Here is a 26605-nt window from a genome sequence, read left to right as displayed (position 1 = left end):
ACGTTAGACGGTTCCCTGCCAGTTGTTGCCAGTACAACGCGCTCAAAGTGGTTGCATCGACAAATCGGTACGACATCCTGTCAGACGTCAAAGACGACGTACGCCTCCCAGCCGTCGTCGGTTCGCTCGAGTCGCATCTCGGAGTACGTCACGGCCTTGATCTCGCGAGCCGTAATCTCCGTGAGTGGGACGCCGCGGGCGTGCGCTTCGAGCGACAAGGAGCCGTTCGCCGCCTCGTCGATCGCCGCGACCGCGTGATCCACGGGCAGTTCGTTCCGGACGTCTCGAAGGTAGACGAGTTCGTCCAGGTAGTCGAACAGCAACGCTTCGCGGCTCTCGGCGGTCACCGACACCGAAAACCGATCACCGTCGTCCGGGATCGTCTCGCAAGAAGCGGCTGCCAGCCCGTCGGCGACCGCAGCAAAGACGTCTTCGAGCGTGTTACCGGTCGCTTCGACCGCGACGTCGGCCGTGTGCTTTCGCAGTTCGAACACCATCCTATCGGAGTACGACGGGGAACTCCGTATGCCCGTCGTTTCACACCAGCAAACTGCCACGGAATCACGTGACTCGAGACGGCGACGGCGTCTCCTCGTCACGGAAATCGTCCCGCTATAAAAAGAGTACCCGTACTTGCTAAGTAATTGCTCTCCGTAGAACAGGCAGTGACTGCTCCAGTCGTCGGTGATCCACAGGAGTACACCATGTCAGACGAACGTCGGGTGCCGTGGATTCTGGGGACGCATCTTCATCCCGCTGTCGGTCCGCTCGAACGCGCTCCGACGGACTCCCGTGTACTACTGATCGAGGCCCACGATTTCGCCAGGCGCAAGCGATACCATCACCACAAACTGACGATTGTTTTTGCTGGGATGCGGCAGTTCAGAGACACACTTCGCGAACGCGGCTACGAGGTAGAGTATATCAAAGCCGAGACGTTTGCTGATGGGTTGGCGACGTACTTCGACCGGTACCCTGACGATGAACTCGTGCAGATGCGGTCGCCGAGCCACCGAAGTGCCGAAACGTTTGAGAGCCTCGTCGAGGACGCAGGCGGAGCACTCGACGTCGTTCAGAACGAACTGTTCGTTGGCACGCGGAAAGCCTTCGACGAGTGGTCAAACGCCACCGACAAGGACCCGTTCAGACACGAAACCTTCTACCGGTGGATGCGACAGCAGACAGGGGTGTTGATGACCGACGACGGCGAGCCAGTCGGGGGCGAGTGGAACTACGACAGCGAAAACCAGGATTTTCCGCCCGAATCGTGGGATTCTCCGCCGGTCTTGGAACCAGAACACGACGAACTCACCCAACAGACAAGCGAGTGGATCGCGGCGGAGTTCGACACCTGGGGGTCGACGACGGATCTGGTCTGGCCGGTCACGAGGGCACAGGCCAAGCGGAAACTCGACCACTTCGTTGCCAACAGACTCCCGTCGTTCGGCCCTTATCAGGACGCAATGCGAAGCGACGACTGGGCGATGGCCCACGCGCTGTTGGGCTCGTCGATCAACCTCGGCTTGCTTCATCCCTGGGAGGCCGTTACCGCGATCGAGCAGGCCTACCACGAACGCGACGAGATCCCCCTCAATTCGGCCGAAGGGGTGGTGCGACAGCTCATCGGCTGGCGAGAGTTCATGCGGCACGTTTACCGACACGAAATGCCGCAACTCGCCACCGCCAACCAACTCGATGCCGGGACCGACCTGCCAGCGTTTTACTGGACCGGTAACACCAACATGAGCTGTCTCAGACAGACGATCGGTGCTGTTCGTGACCGCGGGTACGCACACCACATTCAGCGGCTCATGGTGTTAGCGAACTTCGCGACACTCTGGGGCGTTCAGCCGGCGCAGCTAAACGAGTGGTTCCACGCGACATACGTTGATGCATACCACTGGGTGACAACTCCGAACGTCGTCGAGATGGGCCAGTACGGCGACGGTGTCTTCGCCTCGAAGCCGTACGTTTCGTCGGCGAACTACATCGACAAGATGAGTGACTACTGCAGTGACTGTCGATACGACAAGACAAAAGACACCGGCAATCGTGCTTGTCCGTTCAATGCACTGTACTGGGACTTTCTCGACCGAAACGAAGACAAGCTCCGGTCGAATCATCGGATGGGACTGATGTACAGCCACGTAGACTCCAAACAGGAAAGCGGTGCGATGACAGAAATCAAAGATCGTGTCGAGACACTCCGACAAAAGCAACGACACGGAGAGCTCTAGTGAACCGCCTCGGGGTCAAGTGGTTCGGGACGCCGAAGGCGTCTCATCATCGAGCGAAACCAGAGGTTTCGCGGACATCGTGGAGCTTTGCTCGCTCAGTCACGGAAATCGTTGCTTTCCGTCCGACCCCGAGACACTCACCCCGCTTCGCCTGTAGAAGTCCCCGAGTGGAAGGTCCCTCGCACTTCCATTGCAGCGATAGGAGGCGAACACCCACCCGTTTATTAGATTCGCCGCGAAGCAGCCGACTTATACCCAAACCTCGGGATTTTCCCCGGCTTCAGGCGGAAGAAGATATCAACGACACAGCGTAGACTCGGGTCCCGAAACGAGACGCGGACGAACCTGCGACCGTATCAACTGCTGAGTTTGTCCGTCGCCAGATACCGTTAGTCGCTCGGGAGCAAAGACTGATGCTGTCCTCGCAACAACTCAGTACGTGGAACGGGACCAAATCCGCCGCGCTTGGGACGAGATTGCCCGTACCTACGCCGAGCGCCGCGACCCGGATGGTTCCGACGCAGCGCTAATCGACGACTTGCTTGCCGACTGTCCCCCGGAGCCGCTGATCATCGATATCGGATGCGGTGATGGAGCCAGGACACTGGCCAATCTTCCGGCAGAAAGCGTCGGCATCGATCTCTCCCGAACAGGGCTTCAACTGGCGGCTGACACCGTACCGTCGGCGACACTCGTGCAAGCGGACATGGCCAGCCTGCCGGTAGCGGAGAACACCGCCGATGCGATAACGGCCTCCCACGCCGTTTTTCACGTCCCACGAAGCGACCATCCGACAGTATACCGCGAGGTTGCTCGCGTATTGAAACCCGGCGGCAGACTACTAATGACGCTTCCGACCGGTCGCTTCGAAACCGTACGCAATGGGTGGATGGGCGGGACGATGTTCTTTTCAGCGCCTGGTCGACAGCAGACACTCGAGCAATTAGCCGAGGCCGGCTTCGAGACCATGGATACGAGAACCGTCACCGACCCACTGGGAACCGACAGCGAATTCGTCGTTGCCGATAACACTTCCGGGTGAACCGTCACTGTGGACTCATATCGCTTTCTGCCACGATAACCCGGGTTTCCGTAGTCACCAGATTAGCCTTCCTCAACCGCCTCGAGTACGTCATTGCCGGCAGCTGTCGTCGTATAGTACGTGCGGTCCGTCGCTGACTGGGCCTGGTCATTGCCCGGCTCGCCGTCGTACTGCGTGACGAGTCCCACGCGTCGAAGTGCACGGTAGAGATGCCTGACGTCTTCGAACTTCATCTCCCACTCTGCAGCAGTCGCCCGAGGCGAGTCCGAACCGATGCGGGCAAGTCGCTGGACGATCGCGTGCCCATCCGGAAGCTGTCGCAAGACGTTTACTTTCCCCTCGCGTCGAGAGAGAAATCGCAGAAGGTGGTCTCCATCTCGGGAAAGCCGGTAATAGGTGTGATGCTGACGGACCTCGTCAGCCATCTTTGCCTTGACGCGCCGTTGCTTGACCGTCCCAGATTCAATGCGATCGAGTACTCCCGATTGTTCCATCTCCGTACACAACGTTCTGACCTGGCTCCGCTCCGCATCGAGGTGTCCGGCGATCGACTTCGGGTAGTTCCCCTCGACAGCATCCAGGTGATAGCAGAGAAGATACGCAACGGGATCTGCTGGAAGTGGATCGAGTTGATCGGCGATTTGCTGTCGTCGCTCATGCTCGGCTTCGAGTTCGGCGACCTGGTCATACCGCGTTTGAGCGTTCTCCGCCGGATTCGCCTGTAAATCGAGCACGAGATCGATCTCTTCGCCATGTGGCGTTTCGAGTGTGAGTTCGATTTCGTCCGTCTCCCAGTGTTCTCCATCTTCGTTCCGAGCCTGTTCCAATACCTGTTCGACTTCCTGGTAGCGAGTCATAATCGTGTCCGCTTCCAGTTTGAGCCGCTCAATCTCCGACTGAGAGACCATCTGTACCTATCGATGCTACAGCCGCGATCAGTTTGAACCCACCTGGTTGCGACTCGGGGAAGACAATCTCAAATCGAATTGCCCAAAACCGTGGCCTGTTCCTTGCTGGTTCACGACCGAAAGCCACAGAAAGAATCGGAAGAAGGGAGTAGTGCTCCGACAGGGATTCGAACCCTGGTCATTGCCTCGAGAGGCCGGACCCCACTGTACTGCGAGGGTACTGGCCTTCCAGGCCGATCACCTTCTATATCGGGCTTTGACCTGCTACAGAACACCTGTTTCAGGTCTGTACTAATAAAACACCCAGAAGATTGCCACCCGGGCAAGTTAGATTCAAAGGACTGAATGTCGAGTCTACCTGCTCTTTTCGAGGGTGAGTACGACGCTTGTGACCACTGTCTAGCACAGTAGTAACTAATTTTCCCGCTCTTTCCCAGACTTTTGAACAAGATCTTCGACATCACTGGGATCTCTCAACTGGTTTATTGGCGTGATATACGCGTCGCCCAATTCGTACACTTTACCGTACTCTGGATTATTCGCCGATCTAAGCCCTTCTGCTTGTTCAAACCCAACTACAGTAATACTGTCAAATGAATTTAGAGATGCTAAATCATCGGTTCCTTCACGAATCGTTTGAGCATATTCTTTGAACAGTGAGTCAGTAGCATTAGATGGTATTTGTTGTTCTCCTACCGACCATTGTTCCTCTGGAAGATGAATTCCATTTTCTCTAAATCGGTTCTCATCTTCTGTATTATTAGAAGACTCAATTAGTACACTACCGAGTAGACAATCTGAACCGTACATCTTTCTTTTATAATTGCTTAAGGAAGCCCATTTATAATACTCCTTAACAGCATCCGGAAATATTATAGTAAATTTTTCCTCTGACTTAACCTTGACCGAGACCATCCAGGGCGGGCGTGGCTTACTTTCACCTGCAAGCATTATTGGCTCTAAATTGGTGTATTCATTGATATGTTTATAAAGGGTTGATGAGGCGATCAGACGACGTAATTCCATTGTAAAAACACTATTCAGAGTGTGAGTGTTAGATTCGGGGTCACCATAGATATCACAGAACTCCTCAGACCGGTATTTAAATGAGTGGTGTAAAAATACAGCCATTCTTTTCAGTCCTTCCGGAGTTATGATAAAACCATCATTCTTATTAGATAGCATCTTTGGGTTTAGGACACTACCCGCCAAACTAATCAGAGGGTGTCATAGAACGAGTAGCACACTAAAGAGCAGGGTGAACGCTGAGGTGGATGAGTTCAGCGACCCTGCAAGATGACCCTTCGGTAGACTCGTTTTTCAATGTCGTGGAGACCGAGACGCTAGCGCTGTTCGAGCACCTTTCCTTCGAGTTTCTCGAAGAGTTCGACGTGTTCGCCCCGGCGGAGACGGGGCGAACACGAGACCACGAACCTCCAGAGCTGATGCGTGGCTTTCTCCACTGCTACTACAAGGACATCTACGGCATTCGCCCCGTTGAACGAGAGCTACGGAATACAGTTGTCTGGCTGAGCTGTGGGTTCGATCGACCGCCGTCGAGAGACGCGGTCGATCGCTTCCTCACCGATCTCGAACACGTCGTTGACGAGGTTTTCGACCACCTCGTCGAGCAGGCCGCCTTGCGGGGCCTGCTCGACTTGACCTACTCCATTGATTCAACTGACGTGAGGGCGATGCCTGCCGATCAAGACGCGTCGAAGTGCTACGATCCAACCAACGACGAGTACTACCACGGCTACGGCTGTACAATCGTCTCGACCGGGCAAAAGATCCCGATTGCGGCGGAGTTCACAGAGAGTAAACAAGCGACAGAGGAGACGGCGATGCGCGTCACCCGTGACGCGCTCGCCGTCGCCAAGCCGATTTGGATGGTCGGTGACAGTGCCTACGACACGCTGGACTGGCACGACCACCTGCTGGCTGCAGGGGTCGTGCCAGTCGCCCCGTACAACGCGCGAAACACCGACGACCCGAAAGATATCGAGTATAGGGTCGAAGACCGTATCGAACAACACAGCGAGGACGTTCAGTTGAAGCAGTCCACGTTGGATGAGACGTACAACCGCCGTACTGGAGTCGAACGAACCAACGAATCAGTGAAGGACTGCGGCCTCGGGCGAACGCACGCCCGAGGCCGCGTTCACGCACGATCGCAGGTGTTCCTCGCTCTGTGCCTTCGTCTCGTCATCGCAATTACCAACTACGAACGTGGAGACAATCCGGGAAGCACCGTGATCACGGTGTGAGAACTCTTCTATGACACCCTTTAATCAAGTTATTGGTAATATGGTATGCTAAATGTATCAAGTCTGTCATTTCCGAACATTTCATTCACCTGTCTTAACGTGAACAGAACAGATCTACTTTGTTGAATATTCCCTCAGGGGAGTGTTTAGACGCAGCAGAATCGGGATGGGTTTACAAGGCATTGTCACCCGAATATAGTGCTAAACTACATAACTATAGCGTGAGGTGAATGAGTTCATGGCTGATTCGATCCCCTCTCGTGCAGTTGGTGCAGTCCCAACTGATCTCGACACGGTCGCATCTGTCTTCCAGAACCATTATTCGTACTATCAAAGCCTCGACGGGGAAGTCGCTCATCAGCAGCAGACTGGTGAATCCCAGATCCGACGCGAATACTCCGGGCGAGTGGTGTTCGAACTGCTACAAAATGCGCTCGATCGTGCTGATGAAACCGTTGTTATCAGGCTCGTAGAATCATCGCGGGATGACGGTGCTTACGAGTTACTCGTAGCGAACGACGGAGATGGCATCCGCGTTGACCCAGACTACAACTATGAGAATCCACCAGACTCCGGCGGAGCCGATCGCCGCCGTCCGGATTTCAACGCGCTCTGTTCTCTCCACACGTCAAACAAATCTCCGGACGAAAGCATTGGTACCAAAGGAATCGGGTTCCGCTCTGTCTTCGCCCTTGATACGCACGTTCGCGTCTGGAGTAACCTCGACACCACGTCAGACTCCGCGTGGTGGGGACTGGAAATGCATTCGCCGCTCGACCAAACCACATGGAACCATCGCAGTAAGACGCCCGCCGTCAACCGAGGCCGAGACCGGTTCCTTAACGGCACGGTACCGCGGCTCGACGACACAGAACCACGACCAAGTTACCACTTCCCACTCCCACTCTACACCGACACACAGCCAGAAGCGGTCGAGAATGCCGAAGACCTCTCGACAGCTATCATCGTCCCAATCCCTCAATCACAGTACTCAACACTGCGTAACCGCATTGCGGAATTCAAATCCCACCATCTGCACTTCGTCGGCCTTGACCCAGACCGACGCGACATTACCATCTCCTTCGAAACCCCGAGTGACGAGCCACCCTCCTTCCAACGCACTACCTGGCCTACGACAGCCACCGCTGAAGTCACTCCACAACGACGCGCAATTTCTGCGTACACTTCTCCAGCATTGGCTGACGATGCAGAGAAAGCTGACCACGACGTCGCCGAACCTGGTGCAGCGATCGCCTGGCCCCCAACACGCACCCCAGATGACACTGACGATGACAACGCTACGGCGGGCAGTATCTATGGGTACCTCCCGACATTGATCGATTCCCCGTTTGGCATCGATATTCACGGTGACTTCCAACTCAGCATCGATCGAACAAATATCAGGCTTGATGACGACCAAATGGGGCCCTACAATCGGAAGCTCTTAGAAATCGCTGCTGAGCTCCACCTCCTTCGAGCAATTCGAACTGTTGATGCTAACCTCGAACAAACCATCGAATGGACACGGATCCAGCCATCTATCGTCACTGAAACCACCCTCTCAGCGACAGACCAACAGCGATCTGACTTCTGGCAGTTCCTCAACCCAACCCGAAGTGACTCAGATGCTGCTGCACACGTCATAACTTTCCTTAAAGACCTGCTGTTCCCTGGTGGAAGTAAAGACCCTGAAACGTACACACACTGGGCAACTCTTGCGCACGCATTTTTCGATGCCCGCGACGACTGGCAGCTCGAAACGTACGAACAGTTCTGGGCCGCTACGACAGCCTGGATCGACCAGCTCTGCTCGACAAAAACCCGACAAAAGAATTGGCGTCGAACCGCACTCGCCCTTTGTGATTCTCTCCGCGAACACCAAGCCGCCGTCGCCCCGGTTGTCCTCACTAACGAATCTCAAGAGCCAGACAACTCAACGTTTGTGTCTGCTGTACCGCTTCCAGACCGCGCTGACAGCGACCAACCAACTGGTCGCCAGCAGCGCCACGACCGGAAACTGTTCCTGCAAAGCACCGACGCCTCACGTCTCACCCTCCCAACGGCGCTGACAGCTGACGACCGTGCCGTCACTACATTCGATTTTGCATCTGATCTATACTCTCGGTCCCCAAATGCACTCAACACCACCCCGTTCAACCGATGGGAAGTCCTCCAAGAGCTCCGACAACTTCCGAACGCCTCCGTCAAAAACTGGTCCGGATCACCGCTCGCAGAAACCATCGACGAAGCCGTCTCTCGCCAACAGGAACTGATCTCATTCGCTGCAGAGCTTTATCTCCTGGACACTGGAACTAGTCACGACACTCCGACCAGCCTCACTCAGAACGGCCCAGGATGGCGCGCACTTCCAGCCCCAAGCAAGGCCGCCCGTCGCGCAGGCCGTGCCATTGCAACACTGTATCTCCCAACCACAGACGAGAAATGGGCACCCGCACGTCAACTCACCCGAGCCGACATTGACGAGAATCGTCTCGGTGACCTACCAGAAGAACTCCCACTGGACGAGTTCCTCACGTTCCTCGGTGTCGCTCCTGCCCCTCCTCACGAAGACGCGCCTGCGATTACGCTTGTTGAAGGCGGCCCCGAAAATGGCGTCGTCTCTCGAAGAGATGTACCACCGTCACTCACTGCCCCAGGAGCCGGGACAATGGATCTCACGCTCGGTACTCTCCCTCCGGACCATGCTACCGACACACCGAACGGGTGGTATGATGCGATCACGGCAGCTGAGCCGTGGCTACAACCGCTGTTGGATGCCGAATACGACGCGACAGAGACCGGCGAGGAAGACGCTGAAGATGACGACGTCATCCCGGATCGAATCGATTTGCTAGATCCACTCGGCGAACGGGCATGGTACCCGGTAGATGACACAAGCCGTGTCTATGCATCCCCACCAGCAACTACCGAGAACGTAGCCGGAATCCCACCGCGAGACCTGACGTTGCTGTCCGCCCAGCAACCCTATCTCGCTGAACTCCTGTGGTCCGTCGATCAAACCGCAGTCAACGACGAACTATTGATTACGCTCGGTGCTATCGATGGCACGGCACGCGAGGATCTCGCTGCTGCAAACGCAGCCCCAGCTGTCCGGCTGTTAACGCAACTTCGTACGCACACGGATCCAACTGCGTTCGCCGACACACCGAGTATCCGCGATGCGTACACGGGCCTCTTTGAACGAATTCTCGACGCAATCGTTCGGAATGGGCCTTCCCACCCCACCAGTAATGACCTTGCAGTCCTCACGTACCGACCGGCCGGTGAACAACGGGCACTCTCGACACGCCGGCTCGAATGGCGGTCCCTTGCCGACCTTGATGCAGACCCAGCCTGGATCGCCGCCTCCCCTGCCGATCAAGAAACCATGCGGCGATGCTTCCCGGACGAACGCCTTGTCAGCGCCACCATAGGCCCGGAACTTCTCAATGACTATCAACCGCTGGCTGACTACAGCGTCACCATCGAGGAAACCGTGCAATTCGATGCCTTTGACGAACCTGACCACGATCGTGCCGTCGCCGGTGAAGACGTGGCGTCGACGATCGCCGATGAGCTCGCCGAAATCGTGCCGAGTCTATTGGCACTCGCGGACGCCGATCAACACCTTACTGTCAATCTCACCGACGACGTTGAACAATGGGACCCCGACGTATTCACCCCGGTCAGCAACGTCTGGCTCGAATATACCGCGACCTTCGGCACCGAAACCACCCGAACCACGACGAAACACAAAAACGACGACGGAATCGCCCTGCTCAACGCTGATTCCGCCAGTGGCGAAGAACCGGCGGCAAGACGAATCATCTTCGATACAACCAGTGACGGCAACCGCCCGCCGTTAGCCGCGTTCGGCCGACCGCTGGCTGAGCTCCTGCTTGAGGACCACCACTCGCAGGCCGCCTCACTCTTCGAACGCGCACTCCAAACCTACGAAACTGATCCCGAAGACCTCGATCAACTCCTCGACCGCCGTGATGCGACACCACTCGTTGAGACATACGAACACCGAATCAATCCCCTCGACACCGATCAACGAGACGCGCTGCTCACCAAAACCGAGCAGGTACTCAACACGTTCAACATCGAACTCCAGACTACTGCCGTCACACGCCTCCGAACACTCACCCTTGCAGACCTCCGACCGACGCCAGAAACCCCACAGGATTTGTCTGAGGCAGTAATCAACGAAGAATTCGGTCAAATCGAGCTATCCACCCAACAGGAACCATTCCGACCCGCGGTACACTGTCGAACGGAGAACCAGCGCCGCTGGAACGAGTGGTTTGACACATACCAAGAACACCTCGTTCCATACCTCCTTGACCTTCTCCAGTCTACTGTTCTGGAAGACATTGAGGAAGACACCCTCACTGACCGACTCCACGAGTACATCACAACCACAGAGCTTCAGAAGCTGCAGTTCCAGCCTGATGCAGCCGTCCAGCACTGGCTCGCCAAGGAAGGTGTCCCTGACGCTGACATCCCTGATGACCTTATCGAGGAAGCCCGCCAGTTCATCCCGGAGTACAAACGTGTCACAAACGTAATGAACGCAACTGATATCGATAGTAACTGGTCACGGCACTCCCTCTCCGACCCGGAACCCTCCATGCAGGAAACCGGGACCGTTGACCAATCCGACGTTTTCGACCGCATGCGGAGCCAGAAAACCATCGGGACGAACGCCGAACACGCCGCCCTCGAAACCATCACCGAACAAACGCACAACATTCTCGACGAGACTCGTGACCAATCCACGGTCGAAACGATTCACGGCCCCGTACAGGACGCATGGGACGTCCTGTACTGGCCTATCCCGGACGGCGGCGTCACTGCCAGTAACCTCACCTCCGCACAGCAAACCTATGAAGAAACTCAGAACTGCGACGATCTCAAAGTGGGGCTGCACCTTGCCAACGTCTGGGACGGTGCTGGCTACGACCTTCTCGGCCTTGAACGCGACTCAGAAAACCGCGTCCAACCAGTCCGATACGAAATCAAAGCAATCTCCGCAACTCGCCCAGTCGTCGGCCTCCACCTGACGAGCAAGCAACTCGCCGTCTACGAAACCGTCCGTGATGACAAGAACGACGATCAAAGATACGCTGGTGACTGGCAACTCTGGGGCGTTGAAGACGACGGCACCGCGACTGAATTCACCGACTCCCTAGACGAACTCCCCAGCGACGCCCTTGACAAACTTCGGACCGAAGGCTTCGAACACGACGGCCTCATCCTCCGTGTTACCCGTACCGATTGAGAATTTGAGGTATATACGAGGTTACCTCTCCGCTCATCAAGATAGATTTCAAACGCTTTTGCCGGATGGATTGATTCTAATTCGGTCAAGGAGATCACACTTGTGGACGAGTGTGCTTCCACACCGCCAGTCACGATAACTCTACCAGCAAATCATAGGCGTCCTTTCTTACTCTCACAGCGTAGTTCTGTTTCCGTTACTGGTTTCTTTGCAGCAAGGTTTCGTTTGTGAGTACGGCCGGTATAGGGACTCTGTCCGGTCATTTCACCGTAGGAATAGTGTTTTTCCCTGGCGAGATCTGCTGGAGAAATAAATACGTTTGCCTCGAAACCGAGAATAATCGGGCTCCAATTGTAGTCTTGAGGTTACGTGATTCTTTGCAACGGGCAATCAGTTATCCGTCAGCGGCTGAGAGTCCAACATGATGACAGAAAGTACAGTACGAGGCGGGAAAGCGGTTCACTCGGATGCCTACATCCATGACTTGGATTCATCGAAGGCGAATCACACGAGTGAAGTAGACCTCGGCTATCAGCACGATCCGACTGGGGAAGATTACGGTCCCGTTGCCCAGCGCGGACAGGATGTCGAACTTGAGCACCCGGTTGAAGACGTCGAAGAACTGTATCACGAGGCCCATCTCACAGTTCAGTTCGGGGAAGCGAACCGGTCGGGTGAGAACGACGAGAACGAACCCTCGGATGGACTGTCCGAAGAGTCTGCAGCGGAATTCGACAAGACAGTTCTCCAGTTCGCTGAGAGAGCGCTCTGTGAGGAAGGGGTGAGCCTCGACGAACTTCCCGAGAAACCACGACGAGTGCGGGCTCTGTTACTGCACGATGCATGGGCGATGGAGTCGTACCCACGACTCGTGGCGCACTTTGAAGAGTTGGAAGCGACCGCCCAGAAGTTGGGTTTCAGTTCGATCCCGGATCAATCGACCTTTTGGCGAACTCATAACGCTCTCCGTGAGGACGGATACCGGGAGAGCATCCAAAACGCCGCTACTCGCGTAGTGCACGCGGTGGCTCGCCGTGGAATCATCGTTCCGGAAAGTGCTGTCACGGCTCACGGTCTCGATGTCTCTGTCCCCATCGACGAGGGAGAAGTAGCGGGGGAAACGCGACGAGCGGCGATTCGTCACTGGGTGGACTCACTCCTCGATGAATTGCTGGAGCCGATCTCCTTCGACCGGTCGAAGAATTTGCAGCATGCAGTGAAAGCAATAATCGCTGCTGTTGCGCAGGGTGCCTACGCACACGGACTCAACTCGGCGCGACCAACCGCGAGTTGGCACTACGAAACAAGTGAGATCCCGACTGCCGGGCAAGTTAGCCGCCTTCTGCGCAGCGTTGATACTCAAGAGATTCTCCGGATGTTCACCGACATCAACCGCCGGTTCATCCAGATCGCGTCCGCGCATGGGTTCTTCGACCGTGACTACAACTACGCACTCGACACGACGTGGGTCAAATACGAGGGGAAACACGTTGGCGAGGATGGGGAATTAAAACTGATTGAGAATCCGAAACAAGGGGACAAGGGGATTGGATGGCTGTTCGCGGTTCTCTGTGTGATGGATATTGATGCCAGGTTCGCGCTTGGACTCAACCTGGTAGAAGATAAGAGTGAGACCACCGAACAGTTCCGGTTCTTGCTCCGAACTGCCGCCCGGGAAGGCGGTGTCAACCGAGTACACATCGACCGAGAGTTCTACGATGGTGACGCCGTCAGGATGTGCCGGGCCATCGCCGGGCGGAACTGGGTCATTAGGGCGAAACGGCAAGGGGAAGCCGCTGAGTTGCTGGCGGAGACGCCTGAAGGTAAATCTAACAGTCGAAGGAACATCAACTTCGCTGACGTGACTCCTGGTCCGAACCTCTACGTCTACCCCGTCCCCGAAAAATTCAGAGACGATGCCGGTCACACGCACATGGCGTTTCTCTCCGATCTTGACCCTGACGACACGCCCGCCGCCGAAATTTTCGACACATACTCCAAACGATGGAGCGTCGAGACGTTACTCAGGCAACTGAAACACGATGTCGGTGTCGAAACGAGCTCACCGTACCCGAAGATGCGTCTGTTCCTCCTGCAGATCGCTACGCTCTGTTACAACATCCACACCTTGATGAATCGAGCCACGTCCCCCAAGTACGCGCTGCGGTTGGACGTCCCGTACTACGAGGTACTGCTCGCCATCGTCGACGTCGTCTACACGCGACGTGGCGCAACCGAACTAAATCGATAACCATGCACGCAGACCAGTCCCCTGTCGATACCATCGATTACAACGGGACTGTCACTCGGATAGTCTTGCTTCACCAGAGGGTACGACGATGCTGACCGCGACAATCCTGCAGGACGACTTCGAAGCGATCGTCGCCCCACCGACGACATTGAAAAGCCACGAGCTGTTGCGTGTCGAACCAGACGGAATCGAAATACACGCCACGGATAAATCGAGGGAAGCAATCGTCGAGGTCTCAGCGTCCGAGGCAGCTTTCAACTCCTACTCTGCAGAGCCGATGGAAACCGGTATCAACCTCTCTCAGGTCGCTCAGTTTCTCAATATTGTCGGTGAGACCGATCTGATTCAGATCGAGATCAATGCTGAACAGAGTTGGATAACACTTACTGCAGGTTCACTCACGTACACGTTCTCGCTCGTCGGTTCCAATACTGTCCCGATCGTATTCACTCCACTCGACGCCGACCAGCCCGCGATGGCGACCCTCCCAAGCCGTAAACTGGACGTACCTATCGAGTTAGCAGACATCGCTGGCTCGCAGATCCGCCTGCGTGTCGATTCCAATCCGACTACCTTCTCAGGAACCACAAACAACATGCGGGATGCGTTTAACTTCGAATTCGGTGCGGCGGACGTCGAACGGGTACAGGGGTCTGCTGTCGGGCAACCAGTGTCACTCGATTACTTCGCGCCGATTCAGCGAGTGATTCCCGCCGACACGCTGATGCGATGGGAACTAGGAAACCGAGAACACGTACGACTTCAGTATCCGATCGCCAACGGAACAGGAACCGTGACTGCCACGTTCGCCGGGATTGGCGTTTAATTGAGAAATGTGTCAGAACGCAGTAGCAGTTTCCCACCGGTCTAACGTTGCCCGGTTCTACACGAGATCCGTCAGGAGTCCAAAAAATTATGCAGCAAAAACGTCTCAATTGAGACGGCGACGACGGCCTTTCCCGCAAGGGCAACGGTCGGGGAGGTGGATTGGGCGTAGGATGGCGTAGAAAGGCATCGTGTGACTGTAATTGTCGCAACGGTGCACCTCGGGTGGGTAAACGCGCCGGAGTCGGGCTGTCCAGCAAGGGCAACCACGGGAGTTGGATCAGAGGCTTCGGCCATTCGGTAGGTCAAACTCAGTTTGACCAACTCACCATTTCCTGAGCATTACGAAGTCGATAGTGAATTTCGGCTATGGTATCGATTGGAAATCTCGCTCTCGCTGAAACACATATGCCGGTGCCCCTCGCCAGAACCCCGCACTTACTGGCTCGTTGTCACTCAGCTTCTTGAGATCCGTCATCGGGAAAGGATCATCGAGTTTGTGCCCATGCTCGACGATATAGGTGGTAGTATCTAGTTCTTCATTGTACTCGGAATAAGTATCATTCTCACTGATGTGCTTCTGAAACTTTTCTATATCATCCGATTCTGAATCCGGTTCGATGACAATATCTGTAATTATACCAGCGTGTGTTACAGTATCCTCTGTCCGGTAATATATTGGAAGGCTACCGTGAGCATCGACAGCAGATTCAGCAGTCGTCCAGGTACTTGAAGACCGATGCGTTATAGCATCGTATTCTACAAGTTCTTCCAGTCGCTTAGAGTAGTTCTTGGTGAGCACCGCTACGCTCCGATGCTTCCGGATTTTTTGAGCCAACCCAGAATACTGACTTTGCTTCCGTCGCCTTGACGAACTAGAAGTCGTACGCTCTTTCGCCTCTTCCAGATGCTGCATCATCTGATCCAAAGAAGAGTCCTCGGGTTGATTTGAGCTATCGTCGGAATCTCCCATGGCAGAACACCAGACATTCTATTGTGATAACAATACTGGCGACGCTGTCTAGACGAGGGAGTCTGAGAAGTAACTAGACCGTATTGCGGAGTGTATATATAGCCCACAATCCAGATCAAAGAAACTTCGCGGCTACGACCGGATCCATCGTCATTCGACGTATCCTCGCTCCCGAAGAAACTCAAATCGATTCCGGTGATTCCCGATAATCCCCTCTTCAGGATACTCTTCCGCGTATCGCTGTAGGGCGTCTGTATCTTCGATCTCAACACCGTGGTAGTGGTCTAACGGGGTTGTCGGATCAACGAGTTTCTCGCCATCAAGCAGTCACCAAGCGTGCTCAAATCCGTCAACATCGAGGTCAGCCCTGGTAGCAAATCCCTCGACGTAGTAAAACCGTGGATTGTGGTTCCACAATCGAAGCGAATTAGCGAAACACTCCTTACCAACTGGTTCGACCGTCCGAATACCGTCCTCAATGACGGCCTGTTCGTCTGCAGTCACATCACTAGCAATCGCCATGTCACGACCAGCAATCGTGACGTGGTCTATCTCTGATTTCGCCACGCCCTGACCGCGATCTGCGACAAACGCATGGACTGGCGACACGTCCTCTGACTCCACCACATATCGCGTTGCTGGATTCACCGTCACAGAACAATACCCTCCGCATCAAGTTAGCCTCACCGACTGTCTCACCGTGCATTCAACGCTGCGCTATTCACCATCGACAACGACTACTACATTCGGACGAACCCGTCGTTCGACCCTACTCACCCATTCTCCACGAAACTATCCTCGAACGAGTGGGCGAACCAATCACGTTTTCGGCCACCGTTCAAGCTTGACCATCGTTCCTCGAAGAACTCAACACTGGATTGTCGTGGCTGTGACTCACCGTTATACCGACGGGCTCGTCACGTTGTCATCGGTTCGAGTTCCTGTAGCGTTCGCCCGATTCGATACACAATCTAGTTTACCCGCGTAATCGTCCAGGCTGCACGCTCGCGGACTGTGTCGTTCATATCATTCGCTTCTAACTCTTTGAGTTCTTCAATTGGAACCGGTACGTTCGCGTTTCCAATCAGCGAACACGCATTCGCTCGGACTTCCGGGCTTGGATCCTCCAGCGCACTCTCCAACTGATCCTGTTGCGCCCTGATCGCACTCGGATCCGCCTCACCTGCTTGAAGCAGTGCAAGTGACGCGTTCACGCGCGCCTGAACGTTATTGTCCTCCAGTCGGGCAGCGATCCGATCAGCGTGTTCAATCACGATGTCAGGGTGTTCTTGCGCGAGATCACCCAGCAATCCGACTGCATTATTCCGAACACTCTTCGCCTCAGCATCCAGCAACACCACTAACTCGTCTACGATTGGTTCAGCAGCATCCGGATAGTTCGACGCGATCTTTCCAAGTGCTGCTAACGCGTTCGTCTGCGTCGTATCGTCGTCGCTTTGCAACGCCGTGATCAACGCAGGAACCGCGGGGAACACTTCTTCAGGGTACTCTTCTGCAACACTGGAGAACGTGTACACCGCGTAACTTTGTGTCATCCCAGAACCACTTGTTACAGCAGTCTCCACCGCTGGAACTGCTTCGAGTACACTGCCAGGATTCGCTTCAGCGATTTCCATCAAACAGCGCGTCGCAGCTGGCTGGCACGGTGATTCTTGGCTCGCATAACTCGCCAACTCAGGCACATACTCTTCCAACACCGCCGGTTCATCCTTCGTCGATTCCCACACGGTTCGAAGCGCTTTCCGATCGAGTGTGCTGGGCTCATCAGCTATTACCTCGAACACAGCTTCGATAGCCAGTTCGCGTTCAGCTTCTCGATGCTGCAGCGTGCTCATCGCAAGCCGAAGTGCCTCACGCTGCTCCACGCGTGCCGGATTCGACACGGAATCGCTGAGCATTTCGCGTAGCGTCTCACCGTCTACGGTCTCAGCATCCTCTTCGAGTTGTGATCGAACCGCAGCGAACGCCGCCCCTAAGAACGGATCAGCGAGGCGCTCATACGGTACAGGATGAACCGACTCAATATCCGGGAGTCGAACAGAGAACTTCTCCTCGTTCCCAACGGTCTCGAACCAGAACGCCGGCGGGCCTTTCAACGGCTTCATCGACGGGCGCTCCGGCTCGAAATGCGTGACCAAATGCGTTTTCGTCTCCTCTTCCGTCCGATACGTGAATTCAAACACGTACCCGTCGGCTAAGATGTCTCGTACCTCGTCCGCTGATTCGAACCCACCGTCAGGAACCAGATCGTCTGAGGACGGGATCGACAATTCGATCTTTCCGTCTCGGACGAGTTCGACGAAGTCCCATGCGTGGTAATGATCCCATCCATCAACGTGACTCAAATCGAGATCATCGACGACAACGTACTCGTCTGCATCGGGAAACAACTCAGCGAGTATTCGAAGCCGCGCTTCTCGCTCCGGCCACCACTCGTAGTTCCCGAACTCATTCCGGTCACCTAGCGCATCGATATCCCCATCACGCCGCCGTATAGATTCGACCGTTCCCGGAATATCGGCTTCATCGACGAGATCCTGGTTCCCGATCGCCCAGACCTCGTGCTCGGTCTCGTATGCCCAGTACCGAACCCACTCGATCGGCACCGCTTCTCGACTTGGGTGCGGATTTACGTCAACTGTCCAGTCCCGGTCGAACGCAAGCACGTACATCACGCCACCTCCAAGAGGTCATCTGCCAACGATTCAAGTTCGTCCGTCTCATCAATAGCAGACAGCCATCGGTCCGGAACTCGTGACGCACCGAACCGCGCACCAGCAACCGCACCCGCGATCGCACCGATCGTATCAGTGTCCCCACCGCGATTAACCGCAGTCACAATCGCCTCCTCAGCACTGCCAGCCCGCAGCCCGTCGTGAAGTGCTGTTTGCAGCGAATGAACGACGTACCCGGACATTTCGAGCGCTCCTGGCGAGTTCCCGCCGGCAATGGGTTCGAGTGCGGTCGTGAGTTCGTCCGGTGCATCTGCCGCGACGTAATCGAGCGCGTCCTGCAGCGGCGTGCCAGCGTCGTCGAGTAACCCAGCTACCGTGAGGTTGAGAATCGCGCAACCGTACGTACACCGAGGGTCTGCATGCGTAATCTGGGAAGACTGGCGACTCACTTCCACGAGTCTCTCCCACTCAGTTGCGTACGGGATGGCGAGCGGCAGACACCGCATCACACTTCCGTTCCCGGCGTTTGAACCCTCCGGGCTATCCTCCCAGACCTGCTGCCCTGCCTCATCCCACGTCGCTCCTTTGTCGAGGCGACTAAGCGCACGTAGCGTCATCCGGCCAATGTCGAACGGATCGCTCTCGTACCACGCGACGAACCGATCCGCGATATCAGTCGGGTCGAACTCCTGTTGCTGGATGAGACTCCGCGCAATACACAACGCCTGCTCAGTGTCGTCAGTAATCGTTCCAGCCGGCTGGTTCCACGTTCCGTACCCGACCATCTCGTCGAGTACTCCGTGCTCAGCGGAGATCGCAGACGCGGTGTCGAACTCAACTGGTCGTCCAAGTGCATCCCCACACGCTAACCCTACCAGAACACCGCGGGCACGATCCGAATCCATGCCTCACCCAACGAACACATTCAAGAAAAATGTAGGGTCGGAATCACTCATCGGGGTTCGTTCCCGCACAGAGACTCTCCCGGTACTCACTCCACGCATTGTTCATCTCAATCTACTCAGCCTTCGTCAGAGATCACCGGTTAGTGATTTACTAGAGTTGGAATCTTGAACAGTCGGATGGCGGTTACTCCATGCTGTTCAGTGGCCTATAGACCATATGTTGGTCCCAAAGCGATTCTCGGTGAGTCGGGAAGCTATTGGCCGGTGAATCAGATGGATTGAGTTTGATCGTGCTTTCGATTGTTGTCCCCCAGGATACCACGTCGCCTTGTTCAGTCCAGAGGACCACCGGGTCGCCTTGGACAGTAGGTTGATCACCAATCGTTTCGAACTCCACACAGACTGTAGCTGGCAATTCAATAGGGTCGATCGCAATCCACCATGCCAAGCCCCTGTACTCGCCTTTTCTGTAATGTGAATCAGCAATGAGTGGAACTGACTCATCGTCGATTGAAACCGACCAGGTCATCTGCTCTTGTGCCTGAACTCCTTTGGTAAATAGACGGCTTCCTTGAGGGGACTGGATTTGTGGAATCCGTTCCGGTGTCCCCACAGCAAGCGCTACCCACAAAAACATCGTTGTGTCCCTGGGCACCACATACTGATGCATCCCACCATCGAGAGGTAGTTTGACTTCGACCGCAGGATGATCAAGATTCTCACTTCGAACCATCAATCCTGTATTAGGACAGTCAGCGAATCCGCATAGTGCTTGGGCGGGACTTGTTTGTGACCTCTTCCAGTAGGTTTCTGCGGTTCAATACATGTAAAGGCAGTTTGATAAGGCTACACTGGACATCTGTTACTCAACTATGGATAACGAGGAGGGGCGGGATGATGAGAAAATCCTGAATGAGGAGGTGAGAGAGTACGTTGAGCATGCTCAATCGGTTATCGATGAGTCTCCGCAGATGGATGAAGCTAACACGAAGGCAGCTGTTTTACGCGACTTCTTGGAGCTACTCGGGTGGGAAATCCCGACAAACACGCAACTTGAGTACTCCGTCAAAGTCGGTACCCGGTCGTACAAGGTGGATTACGCGTTACTATTTGAAGGCACACCAGTCGCGTTTTTCGAGGCAAAAGGTGTTGACACAAGTCTAAGTGCAAATCACCGTGAGCAACTTGCAACCTACATGAAAAACGAGAACGTGAATTGGGGTATCCTCTCAAACGGAACGCAGTACCAGTTCCTTCAGCGGCAGGTGGTTAACTCAAATGTCAGCGTCGAACCCCTCGCAGAATACGATCTTCAACAGTTACCCGGACAAGTACCCATTCTGCGAGCGTTCACCTGTGACGCCATCAAGACCGGCGACTCAGAAAAGATAGCTAACCGTATCAGCGAACTCAAAACAGCCCGAAAAACCCTCGAAGAACAGAAAGAAGAACTCTCTGCAAATCTCACCGAAGTTTTAACTGACAATGTCTCCGAAGCGATCGCTCCTCTTGCAGAATCACAAGCGAAGGAACTGATAGATTCCCTTGTGACCGACATTGAGAGCGAAATAGACACCAGTAGACCAGTCACATCCCGCAGTAAATCCCGATCACCTTCCCCATCACAGGACGGAACACATGAATCAGACCCGACCTCGAAAAGTGGAGATTCAACGCAGAATTCAACCACTGAACCGTGGGACATATCCGGCCAGTTCGTCGTCAAGATCGCTGATAAGGACAACAAAATAGCAGCAGTTAGCGGCACTAACCAAAACGAAGCGATGATCAAAACGACGAACTACCTCATCGAGCACCACGGCCTGATCGACGAGCTCACGATCCCATGGATTCCGGGTCGAACAAAGGCAGTGCTCAATGACGAACCGCACTGGGACGACGCCGATCCAGACTATAAGGAAGTGAGTCACGATTATTACGTCGATACGAAACTCGGCAAATCTGCAAAAAAGCGAGAATTGAGACGTATGGCCGGCAAAGTTGGCCTGAGTGTCCACTTCGACGGCGATTGGTGACCAAACACCTCGTTAAACACCGTATTCTCGATATGAACTTGGTCCCGAGTGAGTAGCGATAGAGGTGTGTTCTGGATTGAAAATATATAGCCTATCGAACCCTTTGTTACACCAATGCCCTTCATCGCGGTAGATCCCGTTGATAATCGCCCTCGAATTCCGATCGGAGTTGGTGACGACGAAGAGGTTCAATGCCCTGTCTGTAACGATCCCCTCCGTGTTCGAGAAGGCCCTTCTACTGCTCGGCATTTCTACCATCCGCCAGACCACTCTTGCTCTGGTGAATCCGCTCTCCATCTCAGGATGAAATCGATCGCAGTTGAAAAACTCAAAGACAAGTATCCTGATTCGACAGTACACGTCGAGTTCGTCACCGACGAAGTACCACGCCGTGCCGATGTCTTCGTAGAATTCGATCACCCACGTTTCCCGTTTGGGAAGGGGATCGCGGTTGAGGTACAGTACCGGAACGAACAGAAGGATCTCACAGAAACGACTGCCAGTTACCTCACCGGCGACACCAGCGTGATCTGGCTCTTCGAGGAAAACTACGTTGGTACTCGCCCTGAGTACGAGGACGTCGAACTCCCTGACCCAATCCCAGTCTGGCCGTACGGCATTCCTCACGGTGAGGCGTCATCACCGGACCCGTCAGCCGGGGACTACCTCGGTATCACTGAAGCCGATATTATTGCAATCCTTCCGAACCACGTTGACGATCAAGTTTCCCTGGCTGAATTCCCGAGTGAATCGGATCCGAGCGACGAATCCGATGACCCGCCAGAGTGGACCCGTGAGAAAGAACTCCACCTCAACCTCTCCTTAGAGTCTCCAGGCGTCCGGGAAGTTTACAAATCATGGCTCAAAGGCAAAATCCAGACCAAACACAGCGAACACCGAAATAACGTTGAAGGCCGCCGGGAAGTCGTAGAGTTAGAAGACCGGTACACCTATTTCTCCGAACGCTTTAGCAAAGGTCCCGGAGAGACATTTGAATTCAGTATCGGTGTTCGCCACTCTAGCCGTGGTCAGTTCACTGTCCGCAAGTTCGTGGACGGGATGGAACGAGAACTCATGGTCCTTATCGACAAGGATGACATCGATTTGTTCGTCGAGTTCGTGCTGGAGTTGGGTTATGAATTAGAGTGTACTCGCATCTCAGCGCCGAAATACCAAGAGGTGAAACAACAAAGCAAATCCAGTATAGGCTCCCTCTTGTACTCAATCTCCCAAACAGGAAATGAGGTGGTTACCGTCGAACTGAGCAGTACCAAGGAAACCATGACTCTGGAATTCTGCCCGCAACAGCTTCAACCGCTCCTCGATCTCTGTGCAAAAGCTCGACTCTGGTACAAGTAAACTATCCTGCTCGCTCACGCTGGCGTCGTTCATTCCGTGAGGAAGAGCTTCTGCTTACATGATGGGTTTTGTAGAGACAAGTGTGATTGAGTGTGTCCTACTCCTTTGTCTTCGAGCTGCGAGAAAGAAGGTTCCACGCCACATTCGTGCCCTCTAATAATTGTTTTTCATCTTTCACAACAAGCCAGTATTACTCACCCCCAATCACCTTGTTGTGGTAGGTGAGATAGTCGTCACTGAGTTCGTGTGGGTCTGCGATAGTTAGTTCAGTGCCATCAACACCCTCCTCGTCAGCATGAGTCACGCGGTATGTCTCTGGGTCAACAGTGAGTCGGCCGTAGTCGAAATCGGTGTGGTGATTCGGACAGAGAACAAGGATATTCTCTGGTTCATCGGGTCCGTCGTGTGGGCGACCGAGCGGCCGAATGTGGTGCGCTTCGGCGTACGGATCCCCATTAGGCCCCCGCCGAGAGGACCCACAGATCTGGCACATATGATTGTACATCCGCTTCATATCATGTGTCAATTCGGTATTGCGAACTACACGACTCCGTGTCGTTTCAATACGGTCCGGGTCAGGTGTCGCCAAGTCCTGAGCCGGTTCCTGGCGGTCAGCACGTTTGGCGCTATCCAATCGAGCAACCTCTTCCGGACTAATTTCGCTTAATCCATCATCAGCATTCTCTCCAGACTCTAATAGATCCTGGACCTCTTCCACGTCGGTCACCAAGGTGTCTCTGGGTGGATGTGAACACCTGAAGGTAACATGACGTTCAATTGTTGTTGGAGAACAGTCATATTCCTCTGCAATTTCGCTCACTTTGGTATCCGGACTTGACCGGTATGTTTCACGGATTGCCTGACAATCCTCGTTTGAGATATCCTGCCGTCGATAATTCGGGTTACGAGCCGGTTCGTCAACCCCATGGGAACACTCGCCGTTCACGTGAGCAAGCACTACTTGATAATCGTGGTCAACAGTAGCGGCGTAGGCCATTACACTCGCTGCATTGTGGACACCACGACGGAATTCAGCACATTCTTCCGCCGTTACTCGGTCACGTTCGAGAATCTCCTGTTTCGCCACTGTCGGGGCTTCAACAGCAACATCGTGCGAACACTTTCCGGTGAGGTGTCGGACCAGCGTCTGCCAGCGACGACCTGTCGACGCTTGTAACTCCTCCATCGTTTCTCCAGTATCATATCGGGTTCTAATGTCACGACACTCTGGCGAGGTCATGTTATGAGTTCGGCCACGTGAAATGGGAGAGGCGTCACAATCATGCGAACACTCACCAATCAGATGCTCGTGAACCACACTTCGAGGACGATCACTCTCAACCGCGAGCTCATATGGTGACTTTCCATCGCGGTACGCCACACGCCACTCTTGGCACTGCTGGTCTGACACCAGCGCTTCTTCAACCCTCATAGTCGAACCTCTTGTTGTATTTTGCAATCGTCTGGCTTCCAACGCCAAGTACAGGGCTGACATCACTGGCTGTCAGCCCTTCTCCGTGCGTTTGGGCGACACTCAAGTATGCACCTCCAGCGACCCCAGCAAGGCTGGCATTGTCTCCGACATCAGCATCGGACGCAATGTTCCGAGCGTCATCGGCATACACGGCTGGATGCTCGGAAAACGCTGTCTGAACAGTCGCAATCGCCTCGTCAATTGTTTGAGGCGGAAGTACGTCCACTGGAACATCGTCTGCGAGCTCTAAGAACGATTTGTAGCTCTTTCGGATAGAGACAGGGGTCTTATTCACGAAGTCTGCGACATCTCGCTGACGAATATCAAGCCCGTGTTTCTGAGCGACAGCATAGAGGATCGCACCGGCAACCGTCGTCGGAGCGAATCCACTGTGACGATTCCGTTCTTTCCCCCGTTCGAGCAACTCAAAACACTCCGCTGCCTGATCTTCAGTGAAACCGAATTCTTCGATCCCGTCATCAAGATAGGTGTCGGGTTCAACTGGAGTCGGCTGAATATCCAACTCCGACATTAGCTTCGCACTCAAATGTTGGATGTTTTTCCGCGACTTCCGAGCATGATCAGCAATGTCTGGCAGCGAAATCGGTTCATCTTGGCGAGTACACGCGAGGTAGAAACAAGCACCGGCGACACTGTCGATAGAATCGTAATCATACCCCGCTCGGCGAACGTCCCCACATAGCCGAATCCCATCAATCATCGTCTCCTCCGTGGCGTCAAGGGACTCACCCATCCGCTCGATTTCGGTCCCCACATAGAACAAAACCGATCGATCCGAGTACCGCGCTGGCATTACCAGTGAAATAATACGTCAGGTATATTTACCTTTCGCTGCACGTGTTTTACCTTCTGTTTCTTCATCCTACCGGCTTTCCCCGCTCTTACCAACAAACTCTACGAATACTACGCTTAAACTCGCAGCTTGAGTCCCTGTCTAAGATCCAGATGTAACTGCGTTCTGAATTCCGATCTGATCAGTAAGCCCTCATTCACCTGTCTCGATGTTTTCCGGTAATACGGTTCGAGTAAGAGCTATAGTAGCCACTGCAAGTCAATGCACACCTGATCGCCAGACGGCTCGTCGATCAGTGTGTAAATGGTTGCAGTTGATACTATAGAAATTAACTCACCACAGGGACGTTGCGTTCGTAGAACTCCAGATTGACTGAACTCTTGAGAGATGACAATCACATATATTACCTTGCTGTCATCCTCCCCACCGAAAGAAGAGCAGTCGTCAGTCGTCTCTGCGACGATACTCCTCAGGAGCGTGCTCCTCGATATAGTTGTCTAACAGCTGCCGAAGCCGATTTGCCGTTGACCATGTCATCATGGCTTCTGCCTCAAGGCGGTAGCCTGTCGCCATCTTGTCTTCCCCTTCCATCGGAACCTCCTCGTCCTTGAAACTCCAGAAACCCAGCTGTACCGTTTCGTCGTCATAGTCTTGGACGCGAAGTAGTGATCCACGAGCGAAGAACCGGCGAAACTCGGGCTCATTGCGGGTCAAAATAGGGGAGTCGTCACTTGCCACGTTGATCACGTCCTCTTCACCGTCATCTGCAGTCAATTCATCAACATCGTCATCCGAGGTTTCGTTCTCTACCATTGTTATTAGGCTGCAGCAGGATATCCACTCCTGTCAGCTTGTTCTTGCTTCGCGTCGTCTTGGTAGCTGTCCGTATTGTATCTCTCGTCAGATGGTCCCTTTCGTTCTGGGCTTCCTGCACCTTCGTCCGCGAGCGTAATGACCTCCTCTGTTCCCTCTTGGTGGATATGGAGTTCACTCTCTGTACTGAGATGATCAAAGTTCTCAACCTCTGAGCGGGCAGGCCCTGCGACGCGTATGCCTGTTGGTGTAAGCTTGATTCTGTCCTCACCACTCTCGGAGACCCACCCGAGTTCGTTGGCGTGCTCTAATGCATCTTCGAACTCCTCGCCGACTCCCTCGAAAAGTGCTTTGTCAACTGGTTCGTTGGCTCCCCCTTCCATCTCTGCCTGGGTCAACAGGTAGACAGTGAACGCCGCCACTGGGTCCTCAATAAGGTCTGACATTGCCTTGGACCGGGATCCAATCTCAACTCCGTCTGCGCCGACTGTGATCTTCGGAGCAACCTTCTGGACAGTCTCGATGATGGTGATATACTTTCGGACGGTTGCCCACGAAAGGTCGCTCTTCTCCGCTAACGAGTTCAATGACTGGGTATCTCCGTCGACATAGTTGAGGATCCAGCACAGGCGTTCGATCGCGTCTGCCGGGCTGGTTCGTTCGCTCATGTTCTCACTGTAGTGAGAGGGAGATATATACTTTTTGTTCACCACCAACCAAT

Annotated in this window: 21 protein-coding genes; 8 read left to right on the top strand and 13 right to left on the bottom strand. The window is 54.4% G+C overall.

Annotated elements, in window-relative coordinates; genetic code table 11:
* Window positions 1-80: 80 nt before the first annotated feature.
* A complete protein-coding gene (locus NATGR_RS12985; RefSeq protein ID WP_005580457.1) occupies window positions 81-497 on the bottom strand; it encodes an archease in 417 nt (138 codons plus the stop codon).
* A gap of 207 nt (window positions 498-704) precedes the next feature.
* Between NATGR_RS12985 and NATGR_RS12980 the strand changes: the two genes are divergently transcribed.
* Both NATGR_RS12980 and NATGR_RS12975 read left to right on the top strand, forming a co-directional pair.
* Window positions 705-2237, top strand: a complete 1533-nt coding sequence (locus NATGR_RS12980) for a cryptochrome/photolyase family protein (protein WP_015233678.1) — start codon at window positions 705-707, stop codon at window positions 2235-2237.
* A 439-nt stretch (window positions 2238-2676) separates the two neighbouring features.
* The gene (locus NATGR_RS12975; RefSeq protein WP_005580455.1) at window positions 2677-3279 is read left to right on the top strand and encodes a class I SAM-dependent methyltransferase; all 603 of its coding nucleotides are present in this window, start codon (window positions 2677-2679) and stop codon (window positions 3277-3279) included.
* A gap of 62 nt (window positions 3280-3341) precedes the next feature.
* On the opposite strand, the gene NATGR_RS12970 is transcribed toward NATGR_RS12975, so the two are convergent.
* Window positions 3342-4187, bottom strand: a complete 846-nt coding sequence (locus NATGR_RS12970; protein WP_005580454.1) for a DUF2250 domain-containing protein — start codon at window positions 4185-4187, stop codon at window positions 3342-3344.
* Between the two features lie 414 nt (window positions 4188-4601).
* A complete protein-coding gene (locus NATGR_RS19490; RefSeq protein WP_139222417.1) occupies window positions 4602-5213 on the bottom strand; it encodes a hypothetical protein in 612 nt (203 codons plus the stop codon).
* Between the two features lie 248 nt (window positions 5214-5461).
* Between NATGR_RS19490 and NATGR_RS12965 the strand changes: the two genes are divergently transcribed.
* Both NATGR_RS12965 and NATGR_RS19485 read left to right on the top strand, forming a co-directional pair.
* Complete coding sequence (locus tag NATGR_RS12965) at window positions 5462-6454, top strand: transposase (protein WP_015233235.1); 993 nt, start codon at window positions 5462-5464, stop codon at window positions 6452-6454.
* Window positions 6455-6692: 238 nt separating this feature from the next.
* Window positions 6693-11738, top strand: coding sequence for an ATP-binding protein (locus NATGR_RS19485; RefSeq protein WP_015233676.1), 5046 nt, complete (start codon window positions 6693-6695; stop codon window positions 11736-11738).
* 490 nt (window positions 11739-12228) lie between these two features.
* Here NATGR_RS19485 and NATGR_RS20280 read toward each other — a convergent pair whose 3' ends face one another.
* The gene (locus tag NATGR_RS20280) at window positions 12229-12378 is read right to left on the bottom strand and encodes a hypothetical protein (protein WP_241430216.1); all 150 of its coding nucleotides are present in this window, start codon (window positions 12376-12378) and stop codon (window positions 12229-12231) included.
* 141 nt (window positions 12379-12519) lie between these two features.
* On the opposite strand from NATGR_RS20280, the gene NATGR_RS12955 reads away from it, so the two are divergent.
* Both NATGR_RS12955 and NATGR_RS12950 read left to right on the top strand, forming a co-directional pair.
* On the top strand, window positions 12520-13989 hold the full coding sequence (locus tag NATGR_RS12955) for a transposase (RefSeq protein WP_241430215.1): 1470 nt from the start codon (window positions 12520-12522) through the stop codon (window positions 13987-13989).
* Between the two features lie 88 nt (window positions 13990-14077).
* On the top strand, window positions 14078-14815 hold the full coding sequence (locus tag NATGR_RS12950) for a beta clamp domain-containing protein (protein ID WP_005580450.1): 738 nt from the start codon (window positions 14078-14080) through the stop codon (window positions 14813-14815).
* Window positions 14816-15181: 366 nt separating this feature from the next.
* On the opposite strand, the gene NATGR_RS12945 is transcribed toward NATGR_RS12950, so the two are convergent.
* The 5 genes from NATGR_RS12945 to NATGR_RS20275 all read right to left on the bottom strand — a co-directional run bounded on the left by NATGR_RS12945 (window position 15182) and on the right by NATGR_RS20275 (window position 20121).
* Window positions 15182-15787 (bottom strand): hypothetical protein, encoded by a 606-nt coding sequence (locus tag NATGR_RS12945; protein WP_005580448.1) that lies wholly within the window; start codon window positions 15785-15787, stop codon window positions 15182-15184.
* A gap of 327 nt (window positions 15788-16114) precedes the next feature.
* Window positions 16115-16441, bottom strand: coding sequence for a hypothetical protein (locus NATGR_RS12940; protein WP_139222422.1), 327 nt, complete (start codon window positions 16439-16441; stop codon window positions 16115-16117).
* A gap of 317 nt (window positions 16442-16758) precedes the next feature.
* On the bottom strand, window positions 16759-18480 hold the full coding sequence (locus NATGR_RS12935) for a HEAT repeat domain-containing protein (protein ID WP_005580446.1): 1722 nt from the start codon (window positions 18478-18480) through the stop codon (window positions 16759-16761).
* Entirely contained in the window at window positions 18480-19388 is a 909-nt protein-coding gene (locus tag NATGR_RS12930; RefSeq protein ID WP_005580445.1) for an ADP-ribosylglycohydrolase family protein, read from the bottom strand. Before NATGR_RS12930 ends, NATGR_RS12935 begins: the two co-directional genes overlap by 1 nt.
* Before the next feature lie 184 nt (window positions 19389-19572).
* Window positions 19573-20121: a hypothetical protein gene (locus tag NATGR_RS20275; protein WP_015233674.1), complete on the bottom strand. Its 549-nt coding sequence runs from the start codon at window positions 20119-20121 to the stop codon at window positions 19573-19575.
* Window positions 20122-20260: 139 nt separating this feature from the next.
* On the opposite strand from NATGR_RS20275, the gene NATGR_RS12920 reads away from it, so the two are divergent.
* Together NATGR_RS12920 and NATGR_RS12915 are read left to right on the top strand one after the other, a co-directional pair.
* Window positions 20261-21424, top strand: a complete 1164-nt coding sequence (locus NATGR_RS12920; protein WP_005580443.1) for a type I restriction enzyme HsdR N-terminal domain-containing protein — start codon at window positions 20261-20263, stop codon at window positions 21422-21424.
* Between the two features lie 303 nt (window positions 21425-21727).
* The gene (locus NATGR_RS12915) at window positions 21728-22783 is read left to right on the top strand and encodes a hypothetical protein (RefSeq protein ID WP_005580442.1); all 1056 of its coding nucleotides are present in this window, start codon (window positions 21728-21730) and stop codon (window positions 22781-22783) included.
* A gap of 190 nt (window positions 22784-22973) precedes the next feature.
* Here the strand turns inward: NATGR_RS12915 and NATGR_RS18960 are convergent, their stop codons facing one another.
* From NATGR_RS18960 to NATGR_RS12890, 4 genes are all read right to left on the bottom strand, one after another.
* Window positions 22974-23969, bottom strand: a complete 996-nt coding sequence (locus NATGR_RS18960) for an HNH endonuclease (RefSeq protein ID WP_197706744.1) — start codon at window positions 23967-23969, stop codon at window positions 22974-22976.
* A 235-nt stretch (window positions 23970-24204) separates the two neighbouring features.
* The gene (locus NATGR_RS12900; RefSeq protein WP_015233672.1) at window positions 24205-25071 is read right to left on the bottom strand and encodes a transcription initiation factor IIB family protein; all 867 of its coding nucleotides are present in this window, start codon (window positions 25069-25071) and stop codon (window positions 24205-24207) included.
* A 444-nt stretch (window positions 25072-25515) separates the two neighbouring features.
* Complete coding sequence (locus NATGR_RS12895; protein WP_005580437.1) at window positions 25516-25884, bottom strand: hypothetical protein; 369 nt, start codon at window positions 25882-25884, stop codon at window positions 25516-25518.
* A 5-nt stretch (window positions 25885-25889) separates the two neighbouring features.
* Entirely contained in the window at window positions 25890-26552 is a 663-nt protein-coding gene (locus tag NATGR_RS12890) for a hypothetical protein (RefSeq protein WP_005580435.1), read from the bottom strand.
* Between the last annotated feature and the right edge of the window lie 53 nt (window positions 26553-26605).

It is taken from the genome of Natronobacterium gregoryi SP2 (genome assembly GCF_000230715.2).
Taxonomy (GTDB): Archaea; Halobacteriota; Halobacteria; order Halobacteriales; family Natrialbaceae; genus Natronobacterium; species Natronobacterium gregoryi.
Note: the sequence above shows the minus strand (reverse complement) of the source record. Positions and strands in the feature narration are given on the sequence as shown.